The 17,176-nt window shown below is 70.5% G+C and carries 16 protein-coding genes; 9 read left to right on the forward strand and 7 right to left on the reverse strand.

All coding sequences use genetic code 11. The features are described 5' to 3' along the window. The first annotated feature begins 94 nt into the window (after positions 1-94). Positions 95-1,195: an FAD-binding oxidoreductase gene (locus ODJ79_RS10075; RefSeq protein ID WP_263023084.1), complete on the forward strand. Its 1,101-nt coding sequence runs from the start codon at positions 95-97 to the stop codon at positions 1,193-1,195. A gap of 181 nt (positions 1,196-1,376) precedes the next feature. Here the strand turns inward: ODJ79_RS10075 and ODJ79_RS10080 are convergent, their stop codons facing one another. The 3 genes from ODJ79_RS10080 to ODJ79_RS10090 all read right to left on the reverse strand — a co-directional run bounded on the left by ODJ79_RS10080 (position 1,377) and on the right by ODJ79_RS10090 (position 4,909). Next, positions 1,377-1,937 carry an HD domain-containing protein gene (locus ODJ79_RS10080; RefSeq protein WP_263023085.1) on the reverse strand — a complete coding sequence of 187 codons (561 nt, stop codon included), beginning with the start codon at positions 1,935-1,937 and terminating at the stop codon, positions 1,377-1,379. 245 nt (positions 1,938-2,182) lie between these two features. Continuing rightward, the gene (locus ODJ79_RS10085; protein ID WP_263023086.1) at positions 2,183-2,797 is read right to left on the reverse strand and encodes a dihydrofolate reductase family protein; all 615 of its coding nucleotides are present in this window, start codon (positions 2,795-2,797) and stop codon (positions 2,183-2,185) included. Positions 2,798-2,884: 87 nt separating this feature from the next. Continuing rightward, complete coding sequence (locus tag ODJ79_RS10090; RefSeq protein ID WP_263023087.1) at positions 2,885-4,909, reverse strand: SpoIIE family protein phosphatase; 2,025 nt, start codon at positions 4,907-4,909, stop codon at positions 2,885-2,887. A gap of 160 nt (positions 4,910-5,069) precedes the next feature. Here ODJ79_RS10090 and ODJ79_RS10095 point away from each other — a divergent pair, with 160 nt between their 5' ends. Further along, positions 5,070-9,455: a HAMP domain-containing protein gene (locus ODJ79_RS10095; RefSeq protein ID WP_263023088.1), complete on the forward strand. Its 4,386-nt coding sequence runs from the start codon at positions 5,070-5,072 to the stop codon at positions 9,453-9,455. 22 nt (positions 9,456-9,477) lie between these two features. Continuing rightward, positions 9,478-10,035 (forward strand): two-component system response regulator, encoded by a 558-nt coding sequence (locus tag ODJ79_RS10100; protein ID WP_263023089.1) that lies wholly within the window; start codon positions 9,478-9,480, stop codon positions 10,033-10,035. Here ODJ79_RS10100 and ODJ79_RS10105 read toward each other — a convergent pair. The 4 genes from ODJ79_RS10105 to ODJ79_RS10115 all read right to left on the reverse strand — a co-directional run bounded on the left by ODJ79_RS10105 (position 10,025) and on the right by ODJ79_RS10115 (position 11,139). Further along, positions 10,025-10,150 carry a hypothetical protein gene (locus tag ODJ79_RS10105; protein ID WP_263023090.1) on the reverse strand — a complete coding sequence of 42 codons (126 nt, stop codon included), beginning with the start codon at positions 10,148-10,150 and terminating at the stop codon, positions 10,025-10,027. The genes ODJ79_RS10100 and ODJ79_RS10105 overlap by 11 nt on opposite strands. Before the next feature lie 92 nt (positions 10,151-10,242). Continuing rightward, positions 10,243-10,362: a thioredoxin family protein gene (locus ODJ79_RS47110; protein ID WP_411267290.1), complete on the reverse strand. Its 120-nt coding sequence runs from the start codon at positions 10,360-10,362 to the stop codon at positions 10,243-10,245. Beyond that, positions 10,317-10,721, reverse strand: a complete 405-nt coding sequence (locus tag ODJ79_RS10110) for a MerR family transcriptional regulator (protein ID WP_263023091.1) — start codon at positions 10,719-10,721, stop codon at positions 10,317-10,319. The genes ODJ79_RS47110 and ODJ79_RS10110 overlap by 46 nt, the downstream gene beginning before the upstream one ends. Positions 10,722-10,812: 91 nt before the next feature. Further along, positions 10,813-11,139, reverse strand: a complete 327-nt coding sequence (locus ODJ79_RS10115; protein ID WP_263023092.1) for an STAS domain-containing protein — start codon at positions 11,137-11,139, stop codon at positions 10,813-10,815. Positions 11,140-11,273: 134 nt separating this feature from the next. On the opposite strand from ODJ79_RS10115, the gene hemL reads away from it, so the two are divergent. Genes hemL through ccsB form a run of 6 tightly spaced genes read left to right on the forward strand, consistent with a single transcriptional unit; the run spans position 11,274 to position 17,172 of the window. Then, the gene (hemL, locus tag ODJ79_RS10120) at positions 11,274-12,614 is read left to right on the forward strand and encodes a glutamate-1-semialdehyde 2,1-aminomutase (protein WP_263023093.1); all 1,341 of its coding nucleotides are present in this window, start codon (positions 11,274-11,276) and stop codon (positions 12,612-12,614) included. A 5-nt stretch (positions 12,615-12,619) separates the two neighbouring features. Continuing rightward, positions 12,620-13,267: a histidine phosphatase family protein gene (locus ODJ79_RS10125; protein ID WP_411267292.1), complete on the forward strand. Its 648-nt coding sequence runs from the start codon at positions 12,620-12,622 to the stop codon at positions 13,265-13,267. 2 nt (positions 13,268-13,269) lie between these two features. Further along, a complete protein-coding gene (locus tag ODJ79_RS10130; RefSeq protein ID WP_263023095.1) occupies positions 13,270-13,824 on the forward strand; it encodes a TlpA family protein disulfide reductase in 555 nt (184 codons plus the stop codon). Then, positions 13,824-14,594: a cytochrome c biogenesis CcdA family protein gene (locus tag ODJ79_RS10135; protein ID WP_263023096.1), complete on the forward strand. Its 771-nt coding sequence runs from the start codon at positions 13,824-13,826 to the stop codon at positions 14,592-14,594. The genes ODJ79_RS10130 and ODJ79_RS10135 overlap by 1 nt, the downstream gene beginning before the upstream one ends. Further along, complete coding sequence (locus tag ODJ79_RS10140; RefSeq protein WP_263023097.1) at positions 14,591-16,195, forward strand: cytochrome c biogenesis protein ResB; 1,605 nt, start codon at positions 14,591-14,593, stop codon at positions 16,193-16,195. Before ODJ79_RS10135 ends, ODJ79_RS10140 begins: the two co-directional genes overlap by 4 nt. Continuing rightward, positions 16,195-17,172 (forward strand): c-type cytochrome biogenesis protein CcsB, encoded by a 978-nt coding sequence (gene ccsB / locus ODJ79_RS10145; protein ID WP_263023098.1) that lies wholly within the window; start codon positions 16,195-16,197, stop codon positions 17,170-17,172. The genes ODJ79_RS10140 and ccsB overlap by 1 nt, the downstream gene beginning before the upstream one ends. Positions 17,173-17,176: the final 4 nt, after the last annotated feature.

The following is a 17,176-nucleotide window of genomic DNA, read 5'->3' on the forward strand; positions in this document are numbered from 1 at the left end:
CTTCCATTGACCGCGCGCGTTCGAACACCTGTACTATATGCCAGAGTGGACGGTCGATCTTGATGACGATCTTGTAACGAGCACGGGCAGGGACATGTCACGACTTCTCGATGCGCTTGTGGACATCTGCGGGCCCGACTACGCGCGGGTCGGTCGCTCGGTGGATGTCGTGGGTGGCCGCCGTGCCGAGTTCGTCGCGGTTCCCTCGACCACCCCGGCGGTCTCCGGCGTGCTGCGACTCGCGGCCGACGAGGGGCTCAGCGTGGTGCCGCGCGGCTCCGGCAGCAAAATCGATTGGGGTACGCCGTCGTCCGGCGCCGACCTGATCCTCGACACCGGACGGCTGAACGGCCTCTGGGACCACGACGTGAAAGCCGCGACGGTCGAGGTCGCCGCCGGCACACCCGTGCGCTCGGTGCAGGCCGCCCTGGCCCTGCGCGGCCAGCGCCTGCCGGTCGACCCGCCGTCCCGCACGGCCACGGTCGGCGGCATGCTCGTGGTCAACGAGTCCGGCCCGCTGCGCTATGGCTTCCGCACCCCCGCCGAGCACGTCGACCGAGTGCAGTACGTAGATCTCGCCGGCGTCGCGGCCGACTCCGACGGCGAGGGTGACAACCCCGGGCTCGCCGAGATCTCCGGCGTGATCACCTCGGCGGTCGTCCGCCTGGAGCCGCTGCCCCGGTCGCGGCGCTGGGTGGTGGCGCCCGCCCCGACCCCGCTCAAGGCCGCCCGGCTCGCCGCCGAGGCCGCCGAGCACGAGGTCAGCGCGATCGAGACCGACCTGCCCGGCGCCGCCGCGGGCGAGGTGGCGGCGCTCTTCGAAGACTCGGATCCCTATCCGCTGGCCACCGCATGGAAGGCGACGGTCTCGCCGACCGCGCCGCCGTGGTGGGGGGTGTATCCGTTCGGCCGCGACGACGTGGCGCTGCATCTCTCCGTCGCTCCCGCCGACCTGGCCGCCACGGTCTACGCGGTGGCCGACGCGGCCGGCGGCGCGGTGCCGGTGCGCGGCTCGGCCGGCCTGGGCGTGGTGCACGCGGTGCTGCCCGGCACGCTCGCGCCGGACAGGGTGGAGCGCATCGTCGAATCCACCCGGCACGTCCTGCTGGCTCGCCGCGGCCGGGTCGCCGTGATCGCGGCCCCGATCGCGCTGGCCACCCGGATCGAGATGGCCCCGCCGCACGAGCTGTTCTGACGGCGGTCGAGGGCGGCTCCTGCCGGTGAGCGGTGACGGCAGCTGACTCCTGGCGGCGCGCGGCGGTAGACGGCGTCGCGCCCGCCGCGATGCTCGGTCGTCTGCCCGGACGCTGGATGCGTGCGCTGCGGCTACCGGCCTTCCACGTGCCGGTGACCTACATCATCAAGTTGGAAATGTTTCAACGATCACGCCATGACAGCGGTGAGAGCGTGATGGCCGCTTCGGCGATCCGGCGGCTTGTTTCGAGGTACAGGTCCTTGCGTGCCGAGTCGATCCAGCCGCCGGTACGCGTGACGCCGGCATCGCGGTACTCGACGGCTTGGAGGAGCATGTCCAGCTTGTCCGCGTCCTTGGCGCATCGAGCTTCGAGGGTCTCGCGCGTCTCGTATTCGTCCACGGCCTCGCGGATCAGCTCTCGCGATCGTTCGGGAAGCTTCTTCGTCTGGTCGGCAGTGATCTGGCGTGGATCGGGCTTGGTCAGGTAGGCGGTGGCGGTGTGCGGGAGGTCGCCGGTGCGCGTCTCCTGGCTGTCGTGCCACAGCGCAAGGAAGGCGGCTCGGGCCGGATCAGCCCCTTCTTCGGCCGCGATAAGCGCGGCTAGCTGCGCCGCGCGCATCGTGTGCTCGGCGACCGACTCCGGGTTCTGCACACCCGCGTGCCACCAGCCGGAGCGCCGGACGCGCTTCAACAACCCCAGTTCGTATCCGAACCCGGCGAGCCCCTCTGCGTCCTCTGGCACGGTCGATCCCCTCTACCGGTCGGCGATGCGGATTGCGTACTGGAGCCCCGCGAGTTGCTCGCGCTCGGTCCGGACCAGGGCGCCGCTGGAGCCGAGCCTATCGAGCACCTCGGCCGAGGCAGTACGAGTAGCGGGCCGGCCGCTGAGCAGCGATGGGCGTGAGGGCACGAGTGCATGCGTGCGGCGGGCAGGGGCGCGCGGCCGCGGTCAGCGGCGGGGCGGCTGTTGGCGGCTCGTGGCGGCGGTCAGCGGCGGGCGGGCTCGTGGCGGCGGATGGTGGCGGCCGGGTGGCGCTCGGGGAGTGGGGTGGTGCCCACGGCGTACGTCAGGTAGGCGAACCGGCCCACCTGGGCGGCGCCGGTCAGGATCAGCTCGCGGGCGCTCAGATGCCGCGGGAGCAGCGGCGCGCCCTGGCCGAGCACGACCGGCGCGATGCCCAGGATGATCTCGTCGAGCAGGCCGCGGTCGACGAACTGGCCGACCAGGTCGCCGCCGCCCACCAGCCAGACGTTGCGGTCCTTCGCCGCCACCAGCATGGCCTCGTGCACGCGCTGCACGTCGCCGCTGACCATCAGGATGTTGGCGTCGGGCACCAGCGGCAGCTCGCGGTTCGCGAAGACCCAGCAGGGCGCGTCGCCGTACATGTCGTGCCAGTTCTGCGGCTGGTCCAGCATGTTGTCGTTGGCGAGCACCCACTCGTACGTGTTGGCGCCCATGGCGAAGGCGCCGATCCCGGCGAAGAAGCCGCCGAACGGGTTGTCGGCCCCGCCGTCGACGTCGAACAGCCAGTCGAGCGAGTTGTTCTCGTCGGCGATGTAGCCGTCGATGCTCGTCGCCGTGTAGTACTGGGTTTTCGCCATGAGACCCACCATGCCACGACCAAGCAGGCGAAATGGGCGAAACGGATGGGCTCTGAGGAGCACCGGTTCCCGGGCCGGAAAGCGCCCTTATGCGTCATTTCGGAGGACGAGGATCGCGATGTCGTCGCGGGGCTCCTCGACCGAGAAGTTGATCGTGATCGAGCGCAGCCGGGCGGCCATCACGTCGGCCGGGTAGCCGGCGAGCGGAGCGGCCGCCTCACGCAGGCGCCCGGTGCCGAACAACTCCCGGCCGCGGCGCCGCTCGGTGACCCCGTCCGTGTAGAAGATCAGCGAGTCGCCGGGGGTAAGCCGCACCTCGGCGTCCGGAGAGGAGATCGTCTCCAGCAAACCGAGCGCCGTGCCGCCCTCGCCGACGAACGAGGTCTTGCCGTCACCGCGGACCAGCACGGCCCGGTCGTGCCCGGCCAGGTGCAGGCAGACCGCCAGGGTCCCGTCCCGCTCGCGGTGCACCGACGCCATCGCCAGCGTGCAGTACCGGCCGCCGCCGCGCTGCACCAGCGTCCGGTTCACCCGGCAGAGGATCTCGGTCATCGGCTTGCCCTCGTCGACCAGGATCCGGATCACGTCGCGGACCAGGCCGGTCACCGTGGCCGCCTGGACGCCCTTGCCGGAGACGTCGCCGACCACGACCAGCCACCGGTCGTCGCCGGACGGCACCACGTCGTAGAAGTCGCCGCCCACCTCGGAGCCGGTCGGCACGTACTCGGCGGCGAAGCCCACCCCTTCCACGTGCGGCAGGGCCGGCGGGAGCAGCGACTCCTGCAGGGTGCGGGCCACCTTGCGGCGCTCGTCGTGGATGCGGGCGTTGTCGATGGCCAGCGCCGCCCGGCGCGCCACGTCCTCGAGCACCGCCACCTCGTCGGCGTCGTGCCGATGCTTGGCGTGCTTGCCGACCGCGAGCGTCCCGAGCCGGGCGCCGCGGGCCACCAGCGGGACGGCGAAACCCTCGTTCGGGGTGCCGAACATGACCTGGGTGCCCAGCCGGGACGCCTCCTCGAGCCGGGCGAGGATCGAGTCGGGGCCGGTCTCGGCGAGCGCCTCGTGCAGGTCGGCCACGGCGACCTCGTCGGCGTGCGTGGCCGCGGCGAGCTGCAACCGGCCCCACGCGTCGGTGGTGTGCACCGCGCACCACTGGCCGAGCCGGGGCACCACCAGCTGCGGGATCAGGGCCATGGTGAGGTTCACGTCGAGCGACTGGGCGAGCAGCTCGCTGGCCTCGGCCAGGAACGTCAGCCAGGTCTGCCGGCGCAGGTCGGCGCGGCGGAGACGGTCGTTCTCCAGGTGCAGCGAGAATCGCTCGGCGACGATCGTGGCCAGCGGCTGGGCGTACCCGGTGGGCGCGGCGTCCAGCTCCAGCTCGCCGGAGTACGGCCGGTGCACGGACAGCGGCACCCGGATGGTGTCGGCGTCGTCGCGCGGTTGCCGGCCGTGCCGGGCCAGCAGCTGCCGCCCGGTGCCGTCGCCGCGGTCGAGCCGCACCACCCCGCCGGCCGCGCCGGTCAGCCGGGACAGCCGGGACAGCAGGTCGGCGGCGAAATCGGCGAGCGCCTCGTCGGTCTGCCGCTCCGGGTTGATCTGCAGCAGCGCGGTCAGGGCGCCGACGCTCGGGGTGCCCGCCTCCAGCACGTTCGCCGCCGGCACCAGCCCGCCGGTGGAATCAGCCACCAGTGCGCGTTCCAGGCGGAACCACACGCCCTTGCCGGTGCCCTCGTGCACCGTGCCCCAGCGGCTCGCGAAGTGGTCGACCAGCAGCAGGCCGCGGCCGCGCTCGGCGACCTCGCCGATGTCCACGCTCTCGTTGCGGGGGCCGACCGCGAGCTGCTCGACCGGGCCGGGCGCGAAGTCGGTGACCGTCACGGTCAGCCCGGCCTGGTCGGCGCTGACCTCGATGTCCAGCTCGGTGTTGGCGTGCACCACCGCGTTCGTGGACAGCTCGGTGGTCAGCAGCAGCGCCTCGTTGAGCAGTGCGTCGAGCCCGGCCTCCTCGAGCACCGAGCGAACGAGCGCCCGCGCCGCCGCCGGCGTACGCCGATCGTTGGGCAGCCGGACCCGCCGGACGAGCCCGTCCGCCGGGATATCCGAAGCCGACACGCAAGCATCCTCTCCTGTCGGGTGGGGGATGTACAAAGTCCTCTCTCGCACTGACCCGGTCGGGCGAGAGAGGATAAGGAGCCCACCGGCCGTCTGTAGGAAAGTCTTCAGTCCGGTTATGGGTGGTGGCGGGGCGGTTGGATGGGAAATGAGGAACGCCATGACTGCGGCAAAAGAAGTCCACGACGAGACCGCCGTTCTGGGCGAGCTCGCCGAGGCGCTGCGCCGGGTGCGCCGGGGCGATCTCAAGGTCCGGCTCCCGCGCCGCGGTGGCGCCGCCGGCGAGGTGGCCGACGCGTTCAACGAGGTCGTCTCCCTGCAGGAACGGCAGAACCTCGATCTGCGGCGGATCAGCCGGATCGTCGGCCGCGACGGCCGGCTTACCGAGCGGCTGGACGACGAGGGCCTGGACGGCTCGTGGGCGGACAGCGTCCGCTCGGTCAACTCGTTGATCGACGACCTGGGCCGGCCGACCACCGAGATCTCCCGGGTCATCGTGGCGGTCGCGGAGGGCGATCTGTCCCAGCACATGGCGCTGGAGATGGACGGCCGACCTCTGCGGGGTGAATTCCTGCGCATCGGCCGCACGGTGAACACGATGGTGGATCAGCTGTCGTCGTTCGCCGACGAGGTGACCCGGGTGGCTCGCGAGGTGGGCACGGAGGGCGAGCTGGGTGGTCAGGCCGACGTGCGCGGCGTGGCCGGCACCTGGAAGGACCTGACCGACTCGGTGAACCTGATGGCGTCGAACCTGACCCACCAGGTGCGCTCGATCTCGCAGGTCGCGACGGCGGTGGCCCGCGGCGACCTGTCGCAGAAGATCACCGTGTCGGCCCGCGGCGAGGTGGCGGAACTGGCCGACACGATGAACGGCCTCACCGACACCCTGCGCCTGTTCGCCGAGCAGGTGACCCGGGTGGCCCGCGAGGTGGGCACCGAGGGCAAGCTGGGCGGCCAGGCCGACGTGCCGAACGTGGCCGGCACCTGGAAGGACCTCACCGACTCGGTGAACTCGATGGCGTCCAACCTGACGAGCCAGGTGCGGAACATCGCCCAGGTCTCCACCGCGGTGGCCAAGGGCGACCTGTCGCAGAAGATCACGGTGGCCGCGCAGGGCGAGATCCTCGAGCTCAAGGACACCGTGAACACGATGGTGGATCAGCTGTCGTCGTTCGCCGACGAGGTGACCCGGGTGGCCCGCGAGGTGGGCACCGAGGGCAAGCTCGGCGGCCAGGCGCAGGTCCGCGGCGTCTCCGGCACGTGGCGGGACCTCACCGAGAACGTGAACCAGCTCGCGAACAACCTCACCGACCAGGTCCGCAACATCGCCCAGGTCTCCACCGCGGTGGCGAAGGGCGACCTGTCGCAGAAGATCACGGTCGATGCCCGCGGCGAGATCCTGGAGCTGAAGAACACCGTGAACACGATGGTGGATCAGCTGTCGTCGTTCGCCGACGAGGTGACCCGGGTGGCCCGCGAGGTGGGCTCGGAGGGCAAGCTCGGCGGTCAGGCCCAGGTGAAGGGCGTGCTGGGCACGTGGCGCGACCTGACCGACAACGTGAACTACATGGCCTCCAACCTGACCAGCCAGGTGCGGAACATCTCCTCGGTCACCACCGCGGTGGCGAAGGGCGACCTGTCGCAGAAGATCACGGTCGATGCCCGCGGCGAGATCCTGGAGCTGAAGACCACGGTCAACACGATGGTGGATCAGCTGTCGTCGTTCGCCGACGAGGTGACCCGGGTGGCCCGCGAGGTGGGCACCGAGGGCAAGCTCGGCGGTCAGGCGCAGGTGCGTGGCGTGGCCGGCACCTGGCGCGACCTGACCGACAACGTCAACTCGATGGCGTCCAACCTGACCGCCCAGGTGCGGAACATCGCCCAGGTCTCTACCGCGGTGGCCAAGGGTGACCTGTCGCAGAAGATCACGGTGGCCGCGCAGGGCGAGATCCTGGAGCTGAAGAACACCGTGAACACGATGGTGGATCAGCTGTCGTCATTCGCCGACGAGGTCACGCGGGTGGCCCGCGAGGTGGGTTCCGAGGGCAAGCTCGGCGGTCAGGCGCAGGTGCGTGGGGTGGCCGGCACCTGGCGCGACCTGACCGACAACGTGAACTACATGGCGTCCAACCTGACCGCCCAGGTGCGGAACATCGCCTCGGTCACCACGGCGGTGGCGAAGGGCGACCTGTCGCAGAAGATCACGGTCGACGCCCGCGGCGAGATCCTGGAGCTCAAGGACACCGTGAACACGATGGTGGATCAGCTGTCGTCGTTCGCCACCGAGGTCACCCGGGTCGGCCGGGAGGTCGGCGTGGAGGGCAAGCTCGGCGGTCAGGCGCAGGTCAAGGGCGTTTCCGGTACGTGGCAGGACCTCACCGACAACGTGAACCAGCTCGCCTCGACGCTCACCATCCAGCTCCGCGCGATCGCCGAGGTCTCCACCGCCGTGACCCGCGGCGATCTGACCCAGAGCATCGCGGTCGAGGCGCAGGGCGAGGTGGCCGAGCTCAAGGACAACATCAACCAGATGATCGTGACCCTGCGCGAGACCACCAAGGCGAACGCCGAGCAGGGCTGGCTGGACTCCAACCTGGCCCGGATCGGCGGCCTGCTGCAGGGCCAGCGCGACCTCGGCGAGGTCTGCCGCATGATCATGACCGAGGTGACGCCGCTGGTGGACGCGCAGCTGGGCGCGTTCTTCCTGGTCGACAACGAGCAGGCGGTCATGCGCCTGCGGCTGGCCGCCTCGTACGGCTATGTGGCCCGCAACCACGAGGTGACCTTCGGGCCCGGCGAGGGGCTGGTCGGGCAGGCCGCGGTGTCCCGCCGGACGATCCGGGTGCGGGCCACCCACGACGGCATCCTCACCATGCGCTCCGGTCTCATGTCGATGCCGCCGAACGACCTGGTCGTGCTGCCGGTGCTGTTCGAGGGCGAGATGCTCGGCGTGATCGAGTTCGCGTCCGTCGCCGCCTTCTCCGGGCTGCATCTGACCTTCCTCGAGCGGCTGGTGGCGACGATCGGCGTCGCGCTCAACACCATCCAGGCCAACCGGCGTACGGAGGAGCTGCTGTCCCAGTCGCAGCGGCTGGCCCGGGAGATGCAGGACCAGTCGGCCGAACTGCAGCGCACCAACGCCGAGCTGGAGGACAAGGCCAAGCTGCTGAGCGAGCAGAAGGCGAACATCGAGACCAAGAACCGGGAGATCGAGCAGGCCCGGCGCGGTCTCGAGGAGAAGGCGCAGCAGCTGTCCCGGGCGAGCGCGTACAAGTCGGAGTTCCTGGCCAACATGAGCCACGAGCTGCGTACGCCGCTCAACTCCCTGCTGCTGCTGGCCCGCCTGCTCGCCGACAACACCGAGCTGAACCTCACCGAGAAGCAGATCGAGTTCGCCCGCACCATCCACAGTGCCGGCTCCGACCTGCTCTCGCTGATCGACGACATCCTCGACCTCTCCAAGATCGAGGCGGGCCGGATGGACGTCGAGGTCGACCAGATCGACTTCGACGGCGTCCGGGCGTACGTCGAACAGGCGTTCCTCCCGCAGGCCGACGTCAAGAACCTCGACTTCCGGGTCGAGGTGGCGCCCGATCTGCCCGCCTCGATCGTCACCGACGGTCAGCGGCTCCAGCAGATCCTGCGCAACCTGCTCTCCAACGCGGTCAAGTTCACCGACTCCGGCTCGGTGACCCTGAGCATCTTCGCGGCGCCGCCGAGCACCGACTTCGACATCCCGGCGCTGACCGCGGCCCGGCAGGTGGTGGCGTTCGCCGTCTCGGACACCGGCATCGGCATCTCGGACGAGAAACTGGCGATCATCTTCGAGCCGTTCCAGCAGGCCGACGGCACCACCACCCGCAAGTACGGCGGCACCGGCCTGGGCCTGTCGATCAGCCGTGAGTTCGCGGCGCTGCTCGGCGGCACGATCGTGGTGTCGTCGATGCCCGGCGAGGGCTCGACCTTCACGCTGTACGTGCCGGACGCGCTGACCCCCGAGTCGGCGCCGGTCCTCGCACTGCCGTCCGAGCCGTCGACGACCGTGGTGGTGCGCCCGGCCCAGTCGGTCGACATCCCGCTGCTCGACCTCCCGGTGATCAGCCACCGGGAGGCCGACGGGCACATCAGCGCGGCCGGCCGGCAACTCGACGGCGCGACCGTGCTGATCGTCGACGACGACGTCCGGAACGTGTTCGCCCTGACCAGCGCCCTCGAGATGCACGGGCTGAACGTGCTCTACTCGGACAACGGGGTGGACGGCGTCCGCCTGCTGGCCGAGCACCCCGAGGTGGACATCGTGTTGATGGACGCGATGATGCCCGATCAGGACGGCTACGAGACCACCCGCGGCATCCGGCGCAACCAGCGTTTCCGCGATCTCCCGGTAGTCTTCCTTACCGCGAAGGCGATGCCCGGCGACCGGGAATCGGCCCTCGCGGCCGGCGCGAGCGACTACATCACCAAGCCGGTCGACCTGGACGAGCTGATCGAGCTGATGGCCCGCTGGGTGAACGCCGATGCGAGCACCGAGCCGGAGCGCGGCTGACAGAGCTGGAAGGGATGAGGTAGTGGGCGAGCGCGCCAAAGCCCTGCTGGTCGACGACCGGAAAGACAACCTGCTCGCGCTGGAGGCCATCCTCCAGGGTCTGCCGGTGACCCCGGTGGCCGTGGAGAGCGGCGAGGCGGCCCTGAAACAGTTGCTCACCGACGATTTCGCGGTCATCCTGCTGGACGCGCAGATGCCCAACATGGACGGTTTCGAGACGGCGAGCCACATCAAGCGCCGCGAGCGCACCCGGCACGTGCCGATCCTGTTCCTGACCGCGGCCGACCGCGACGCGCAGTTGGCGCTGCGGGGGTACGCGGTCGGCGCGGTCGACTACCTCACGAAGCCGTTCGACCCGTGGGTGCTGCGTGCCAAGGTGAGCATCTTCGTCGACCTGTGGACGAAGACTCAGCAGCTCAAGGCCAATGCGGAGGCGGCACGCGAGCGGGATGCGCAGTGGCAGCGGCTGACCGAGACGGTCGACGAGGCGGCCCGGGTGCTGCGGGCCAACGGCGACGAGGCGGCGTCCGAGGCGCTGGCCCTGCTGGAGAAGGCCCGCTGGGGAACGCCTAACGATTGACGTACGGCTGGAGGGCGCCGGCCAGCGCCGACCGTAGGACCGACTTGGGCCGGAAGCCCACCAGCGACGTCGTCACCACCCCGCCGGTGAAGAACAGCAGCGTGGGCATCGCCATGACCCGGTAGGCGCGGGTCGTTTCCGGGTTCTCGTCGGCGTTGAGCTTGCGAGGTTCCGAGCCTGGCGGCTCGGATCCAACACATGGTTGCGCTAGACCTGCGCCATCGGGCGGCAGGGCGGGCACCACTCGGCCCAGAAATCGAGGACGAACGGAAGCTCGGCCTTCAACACGAGCGAGTCGAGGGTGGCGTCGGTGACGGTGACGAGCATGGGGTCTCCCGATGGGCGAGGGCCTGGGTCAGCTGGGTGTGCAGGCGTAGCCGAACGTCGGCGAGCTCCGCGAGCAGGCCGTCCACCTCGGCCAGCTTGCGGCGCAGCACCGCGACCGAGTCGGGGCAGACGTGACCGGAACCGGTGGCGCGCAGGCATTCGACGAACGGCTTGATGTCGTCCATGCCGAAGCCGACCGCGAGCAGCGACCGGATCTCGTGGACGACCTTCAGCTCCGCCTCGTCGTACTGCCGGTAACCGTGGGTGTCCCGTTGCGGGCGGACCAGGCCCTGCTCCTCGTAGTAGCGCAGGGTCCGGGCGCTCGTCCCGGCCAGTTCGGCCAGCTCACCGATCAGCATGACCTCGACGCTAGGCCTTCACACCGGCGTCAAGGCAACACCATCCAACCACCCCGCCCACCACCCAAAAGCGGACTGAAGGCAATCCCTTCTACGTCACCGAGCTGATCATCAGGGCGCTGCGCAGGCCGGTGATGTCGAGAACGCGCATGAGGAAGTCACCGACGTTGGTCAGGGCGAGCACCGTGCGCGCATGCTGGGCCTTGCGGCTGAGGACGACCAGGGTGCCGAGCCCCTGCGAGTCGCAGAATGTGACACCGGCCATGTCCAGCACGATTCGGGCGGGCGGATCGGTCAGCGTGTCATTGACGATGGTCGAAAGGTTGGTGACCGTGAGCACGTCGATCTCCCCGGCGAGGCGGAGGACAACCTCGTCGGGAGTGCGCTCAACCGCGATGTTCAGCTCCGGTCGCTCCACAGCCAGAGCCTATCGTCCAGGGTGTGGATCTGCCCGCTGGGCACGTTGGCAACCGGGCGTACCGGACATGCTGGTGTGACCCACGAGCGACGTGAAGAACCCTCTTGGGACGGCACGACGGGGCCGCTGACAGAATGGGAGCCGCTGTGACCACCTCATACCCTGCCGAGGGCCTCCCGTACCCGGAGGACGCCCCGGTCTCTCAGGCCCTGTTCGACCGCGCCTCGGCCATCGTGCCCGGCGGGGTCAATTCACCCGTGCGTGCGTTCCGAGCGGTCGGCGGCACGCCCCGATTCATGTCGCAGGGCAACGGTCCGTGGCTCACCGACGCGGACGGCCGGCGCTACGTCGACCTGGTCTGCTCGTGGGGACCGCTGATCCACGGTCACGCGCACCCGGAGATCGTCGCCGCGGTGCAGGCGGCGGCCGCCCTCGGCACCAGCTTCGGCACCCCAACGGCCGGCGAGGTCGACCTGGCCGAGGAGATCGTCCGGCGGACCGCGGTGGACGAGGTCCGCCTGGTCAACTCGGGCACCGAGGCCACGATGACGGCGATCCGGCTGGCCCGTGGATTCACCGGCCGGTCGAAGGTCGTCAAGTTCGCCGGCTGCTACCACGGGCACGTGGACGCGCTGCTCGCCGCGGCCGGCTCGGGCGTGGCCACCCTCGGCCTGCCCGACTCGCCCGGCGTGACCGGCGCCGCGACCGCCGAGACGATCGTGCTGCCGTACAACGACGCCGCCGCGGTCGAGGCCGCGTTCGCGGCGGAGGGCGACGAGATCGCCGCGGTCATCACCGAGGCGGCGGCCGGAAACATGGGCGTGGTCGCCCCCCGCGACGGCTTCAACCAGCGGCTGGCCGAGATCGCCCACCGGCACGGCGCGCTGCTGATCGTCGACGAGGTGATGACCGGCTTCCGGGTCTCGGCCGGGGGCTGGGCCGGGCTCGAGCCGGTCGACGCCGACCTGTTCACGTTCGGCAAGGTGATGGGCGGGGGACTGCCCGCGGCCGCGTTCGGCGGGCGGCGCGAGATCATGTCGCGGCTCGCCCCGGCCGGCCCGGTCTACCAGGCCGGCACGCTCTCCGGTAACCCGCTGGCCTGCGCGGCCGGGCTCGCCTCGCTGCGGCTCGCCGACGACGCGGTCTACAAGCGGCTCGACGAGCTCTCCGCCACCGTCGGCGCGCTGGCCTCCGAGGCGCTGACCGCGGCCGGGGTGGCGCACCGCCTCTCGTACGCCGGAAACATGTTCTCGATCTTTTTCACCGAGACCGACGTGGTCGACTACGACACCGCGAAGACGCAGAACGCCGCCCAGTTCAAGGCCTTCTTCCACACCATGCTCAGCCGCGGCGTCTACCTGCCGCCCAGCGCGTTCGAGTCGTGGTTCGTGTCGACGGCGCTGGACGACGCGGCGCTGGAGCAGATCGCCGCGGCGCTGCCGCACGCGGCCGGCGCGGCGGGGAGGGCCTCTTGAGCAACCTGACCAGGACCACGGTGCACGTGCTGCGGCACGGCGAGGTCTTCAACCCCAACAAGATCCTGTACGGGCGGCTGCCCGACTTCCACCTGTCCGAGCTGGGCGTCCAGATGGCGAAGGCGGCCGCCGAGGCGCTGGCCGCGCGGGACATCACGTACGTGGTGGCCAGTCCGCTCGACCGCGCGCAGGAGACGGCCGCCCCGATCGCCGCCGCGTTCAAGCTGGAGGTCGCCGCCGACATCCGGCTGATCGAGAGCGCGAACTACTTCGAGGGCAAGCGGGTCTCGGTCGGCGACGGCGCGCTCAGCAACCCCCGGCACTGGTGGGTGCTGCGCGACCCGATCACCCCGTCCTGGGGCGAGCCGTACCTGCAGATCGCGCAGCGGATGTTCGCCGCCGTCCAGGCCGCCCGGGTCGCCGCCGAGGGCCACGAGGCCGTCTGCGTCTCGCACCAGCTGCCGATCTGGACGCTGCGCCGGTACGTGGAGAAGAAGCGGCTGTGGCACGACCCGCGCCGCCGCGAGTGCGGCCTGGCCAGCCTCACCTCGTTCCGCTTCGAGGGCTCGAAGGTCGTCGGCATCGACTACTCCGAGCCGGCCGCCCACCTGGTCGCCCTCTCCGCCTCCGCCAAGACCGCCAAGGGAGCCTGACCATGCGCCGCATCGCCGGAGTCCTGGCCGTCGCCGCCGCGGCGGCGGTCGTCCTGACCGGCTGCGGCGGGGAGAACTGGGCCAAGAAGTGCACCACCACCGGCAGCGTGGTGGAGTGCGCGCCGGACCAGCGTCCGCAGATCAAGGACGTGACCGGCGAGCTGCTCGACGGCGGCAGCTACGACGTCAGCCAGGACCGCGGCAAGGTCGTGGTGGTCAACTTCTGGGGCTCGTGGTGCTCGCCGTGCCGGGCCGAGGCGGACGACCTCGAGCAGACCTACCAGGCCACCAAGGCCGAGGGGGTCAGTTTCGTCGGGGTCAACTCGCGCGACGACCGGGACTCGGCGAAGGCGTTCGAGCGCGGCCGGGTCACGTACCCGAGCATCTATGACTTCGAGGGCAAGGTGGCGTTGAAGTTCGACGTCACCCAGACCAGCACCCCGCAGACGCTGATCCTCGACCGGCAGGGCCGGATCGCGGTGGCGCTGCGGTCGGCCACCACGCACAGCCAGCTGCAACCGTTGGTGGAGAAGATCGCCGCCGAGGGTAGCGGCTGATGGGTGACCACTTCGCCTCGATCGCCGGCACCGGCCCGCTGCTGCTGGCCGTCGTCGTCGCGGCGCTCGCGGGCCTGGTCAGCATCCTCTCGCCGTGCGTGCTTCCGCTGGTGCCGGGCTATCTCTCGTACGTGACCGGGCTGGCCGGCTCCGACCTGGACGCCGCCGAGGGCACGGTGAAGACCCGGGTCCACGGCCGGGTGCTGGCCGGCACCAGCCTGTTCGTGCTCGGCTTCTCGGTCGTCTTCACGCTCCTGCTGACCCTGGTCGCCAACATCGGTTTCGCCCTCAAAGCACACCAGGACATGCTCGACGTGATCCTGGGCGTCCTGGTGATCCTGCTCGGCCTCGGCTACCTCGGCTGGATCCCGGGCCTGCAGCGAGAGGCGCGGATCAGCAAGCTGCCGATGGCGGGGCTGGTCGGCGCGCCGGTCTTCGGGGCGATCTTCGCGCTGTCCTGGCTGCCCTGCACGGGCCCCACGCTGGCCATGGTCGCGTCGCTGGCGACGACCAGCGGACAGACCGACCGGGCGGTGACCCTCGCTCTCGCGTACAGCCTGGGGTTGGGTATTCCGTTCGTGCTCTTCGGTCTGTTCTTCCGCCGGATGCTCGGGGTCTTCCGGGCGGTCCGGCGCAACAGCCGGTGGGTGACCCGGGTCGGCGGGGTGCTGCTGATCCTGGTCGGGGTCGCGCTGGTCACCGGCGGCTGGAACCACTTCCTGGTCTGGCTGCTGACCACCTTCAACTTCGGTGGGGGGACCCTGCTGTGACCGTGGTCGAGGAACGTCCGGCGCCGTCGGCCGCACCGCCGCCGCGACCGGCCCATCGGCTGTGGGCGCTGCTGCGCAACTCGTGGCGGCAGCTGACCAGCATGCGTACGGCATTGGTGCTGTTGTTCCTGCTGGCCGTTGCCGCGATCCCGGGCTCGATCTTCCCGCAGCGCGCGGTCGACGCGCAGAAGGTCACCCAGTACTACCAGGCCCACCCCGCGCTGGCGCCGTGGCTCGAACGACTCGGCGGCTTCGAGGTCTACGGCTCGCCCTGGTTCGCCTCGATCTACCTGCTGCTGTTCGTCTCGTTGATCGGGTGTGTGCTGCCCCGGCTGCGTGATCACGCGAGGGCCCTGCGTCAGGCGCCGCCGGATGCGCCCCGGCGCCTCGATCGGCTGCCGGAAAATTCCGACCTCGCGGTAAAAGCCGCTCCAAAAGACGCGGCGCAGGACGTCGCGCGGCTTCTGCGCCGTCGCCGCTTCCGGACAAAAGTGCGCGAGCAGGAAGACGGCGGCTGGACCGTCTCCGCCGAGAAGGGCTACCTCAAGGAGACCGGCAACCTGCTCTTCCACCTTTCGCTGCTGGCGGTGCTGATCGGGGTGGGCTTCGGGCACTGGTACGGCTGGCACGGCGACCGCGTCCTGGTGGCCGGCGCCGACCAGGGCTTCTGCGACTCGCTCGCGCAGTACGACGACTCCACGCTCGGCCCCCGGGTCGACGCCGCCGACCTGCCGGACTTCTGCCTCCGGCTGACCGACTTCCACGCCGCGTACCTGACCACCGGCCAGCCGAAGAACTTCTCGGCCACGGTCGCGGTGACCGAGGGCGACGGGCCGGCCAGGAGCCGCACGTTCACGGTGAACGACCCGCTGCGCCTGCACGGGGCGAACGTGCACCTGATCGGCCACGGCTACGCGGTCAGCCTGCGCTACACCGACCGGTACGGCGTCTCGCAGACCAAGGTCGTGCCGTTCCTGCCGGTCGACGGCATGTTCACCAGCGAGGGCGTGGCCCAGTTCCCGGACGTGAACATCGACCCGAAGACCAACAAGCGGGACTCCACCCTGCAGGTCGGCTTCGAGGGCCGGTACCTGCCGACGGTCGGCAGCGACGGCGGCGCCACCTCGTCGTTCCCGGCCGAGAACGCGCCCGCGCTGTTCCTCACCGCGTACCGCGGCGACCTAGGGCTCGACGTCGGCACGCCCGGCTCGGTATACGCGCTCGACCAGGGCCAGATCGCCAGCGGCGACCTCAAGAACGTCAGCGGCGCCCGCCCGCACAAGCTCGCGATCGGCGACAGCTGGACCCTGGACGACGGCACCAGGCTGGAGTTCCTCGGCACCCGGCCGTACGCGACGCTGGCCATCCGCTACGACCCGACGCAGACGCTGGTGCTGGCCGGCGCGGCGCTCGGCCTGCTCGGGCTGATGCTCTCCCTGGGCGGGCACCGGCGCCGGGTGTGGTTCCGAGCCCTGCCCGCCTCGCCGGACGGCGACGGCGGTACGTTGTTGACGGCCGGTGGCCTCCCGCGCACCGACTATCCCGGTTTCGCCGACGAGTTCGCGCAGTTGGTGAAGGCCGCCGAGGAAGGGACACCCTGATGGCGGAGTTGTCGAATCAGCTGATGGCGGTCGCGGTCCTGACCTACCTGGCCGCGATGGTCTGCTACGCGGCCGAGTACGCCTTCGGGTCCTCCAGCCGGGTCGGCCGGGCGGCCGTGCGTCCCGCCCGCGAGCTGGTCGGAGCGGGTGCGCCGGTCTCCGATGTCCCCGACGACCAGCCGGTCGCCGAGGCTGCGAAACCGGGCAAATCGGGCGAGATCGTGGGGCGGATCGCGGTCGGCCTCAACATCGTGGCGCTGCTGCTGCACCTGGGCGCGCTGATCACCCGAGGCATCGCGGCCGACCGCATGCCCTGGGGCAACATGTACGAGTACATCCTCTCCGCGACCTTCGTCGGGTCGGCGGTCTGGGTGGTCGTGCTGCTGCGGCGCCCCGCCATCCGGCACATCGGCCTGTTCGTGACGCTCGCGCTGGTGCTGCTCCTCGGCGCGGACGGCATGATCGCGTACACCCCGGTGGGTCCGCTGGTGCCGGCCCTGCACTCGTACTGGTTCGTCATCCACGTCTCGACGATCATCCTGGCCACCGGCATCTTCCTGATCGGCGCGGTGCCGGCCACGATGTTCCTGATCCGCGACGGCTACGACAGGGGCAAGCGCCGCTTCCCGTACTCGCTCGGCCGCAACATCCCCGACGCGGCCGTCCTCGAGCGGCTCACCTTCCGGCTGCACGCCTTCGCGTTCCCGCTGTTCACCTTCGGCGCGCTGATCGCCGGGCCGATCTGGGCCGAGGCGTCCTGGGGACGCTACTGGGGCTGGGACCCCAAGGAGGTCTGGGCGTTCATCTCCTGGATCGTCTACGCGGGCTACCTGCACGCCCGGGCCACGCCGAGCGTCAAGCGGACGGTCGCCACGTGGATCGCGCTGCTGGGTTTCGCGACGATGCTGATGAACCTCTTCGGCGTCAATCTGTTCTTCGGCGGCTTCCACTCCTACGCCAACGCCGGCGGGATGTAGCTCC

The organism is Actinoplanes sp. KI2, assembly GCF_025630775.1.
GTDB lineage: Bacteria > Actinomycetota > Actinomycetes > Mycobacteriales > Micromonosporaceae > Actinoplanes.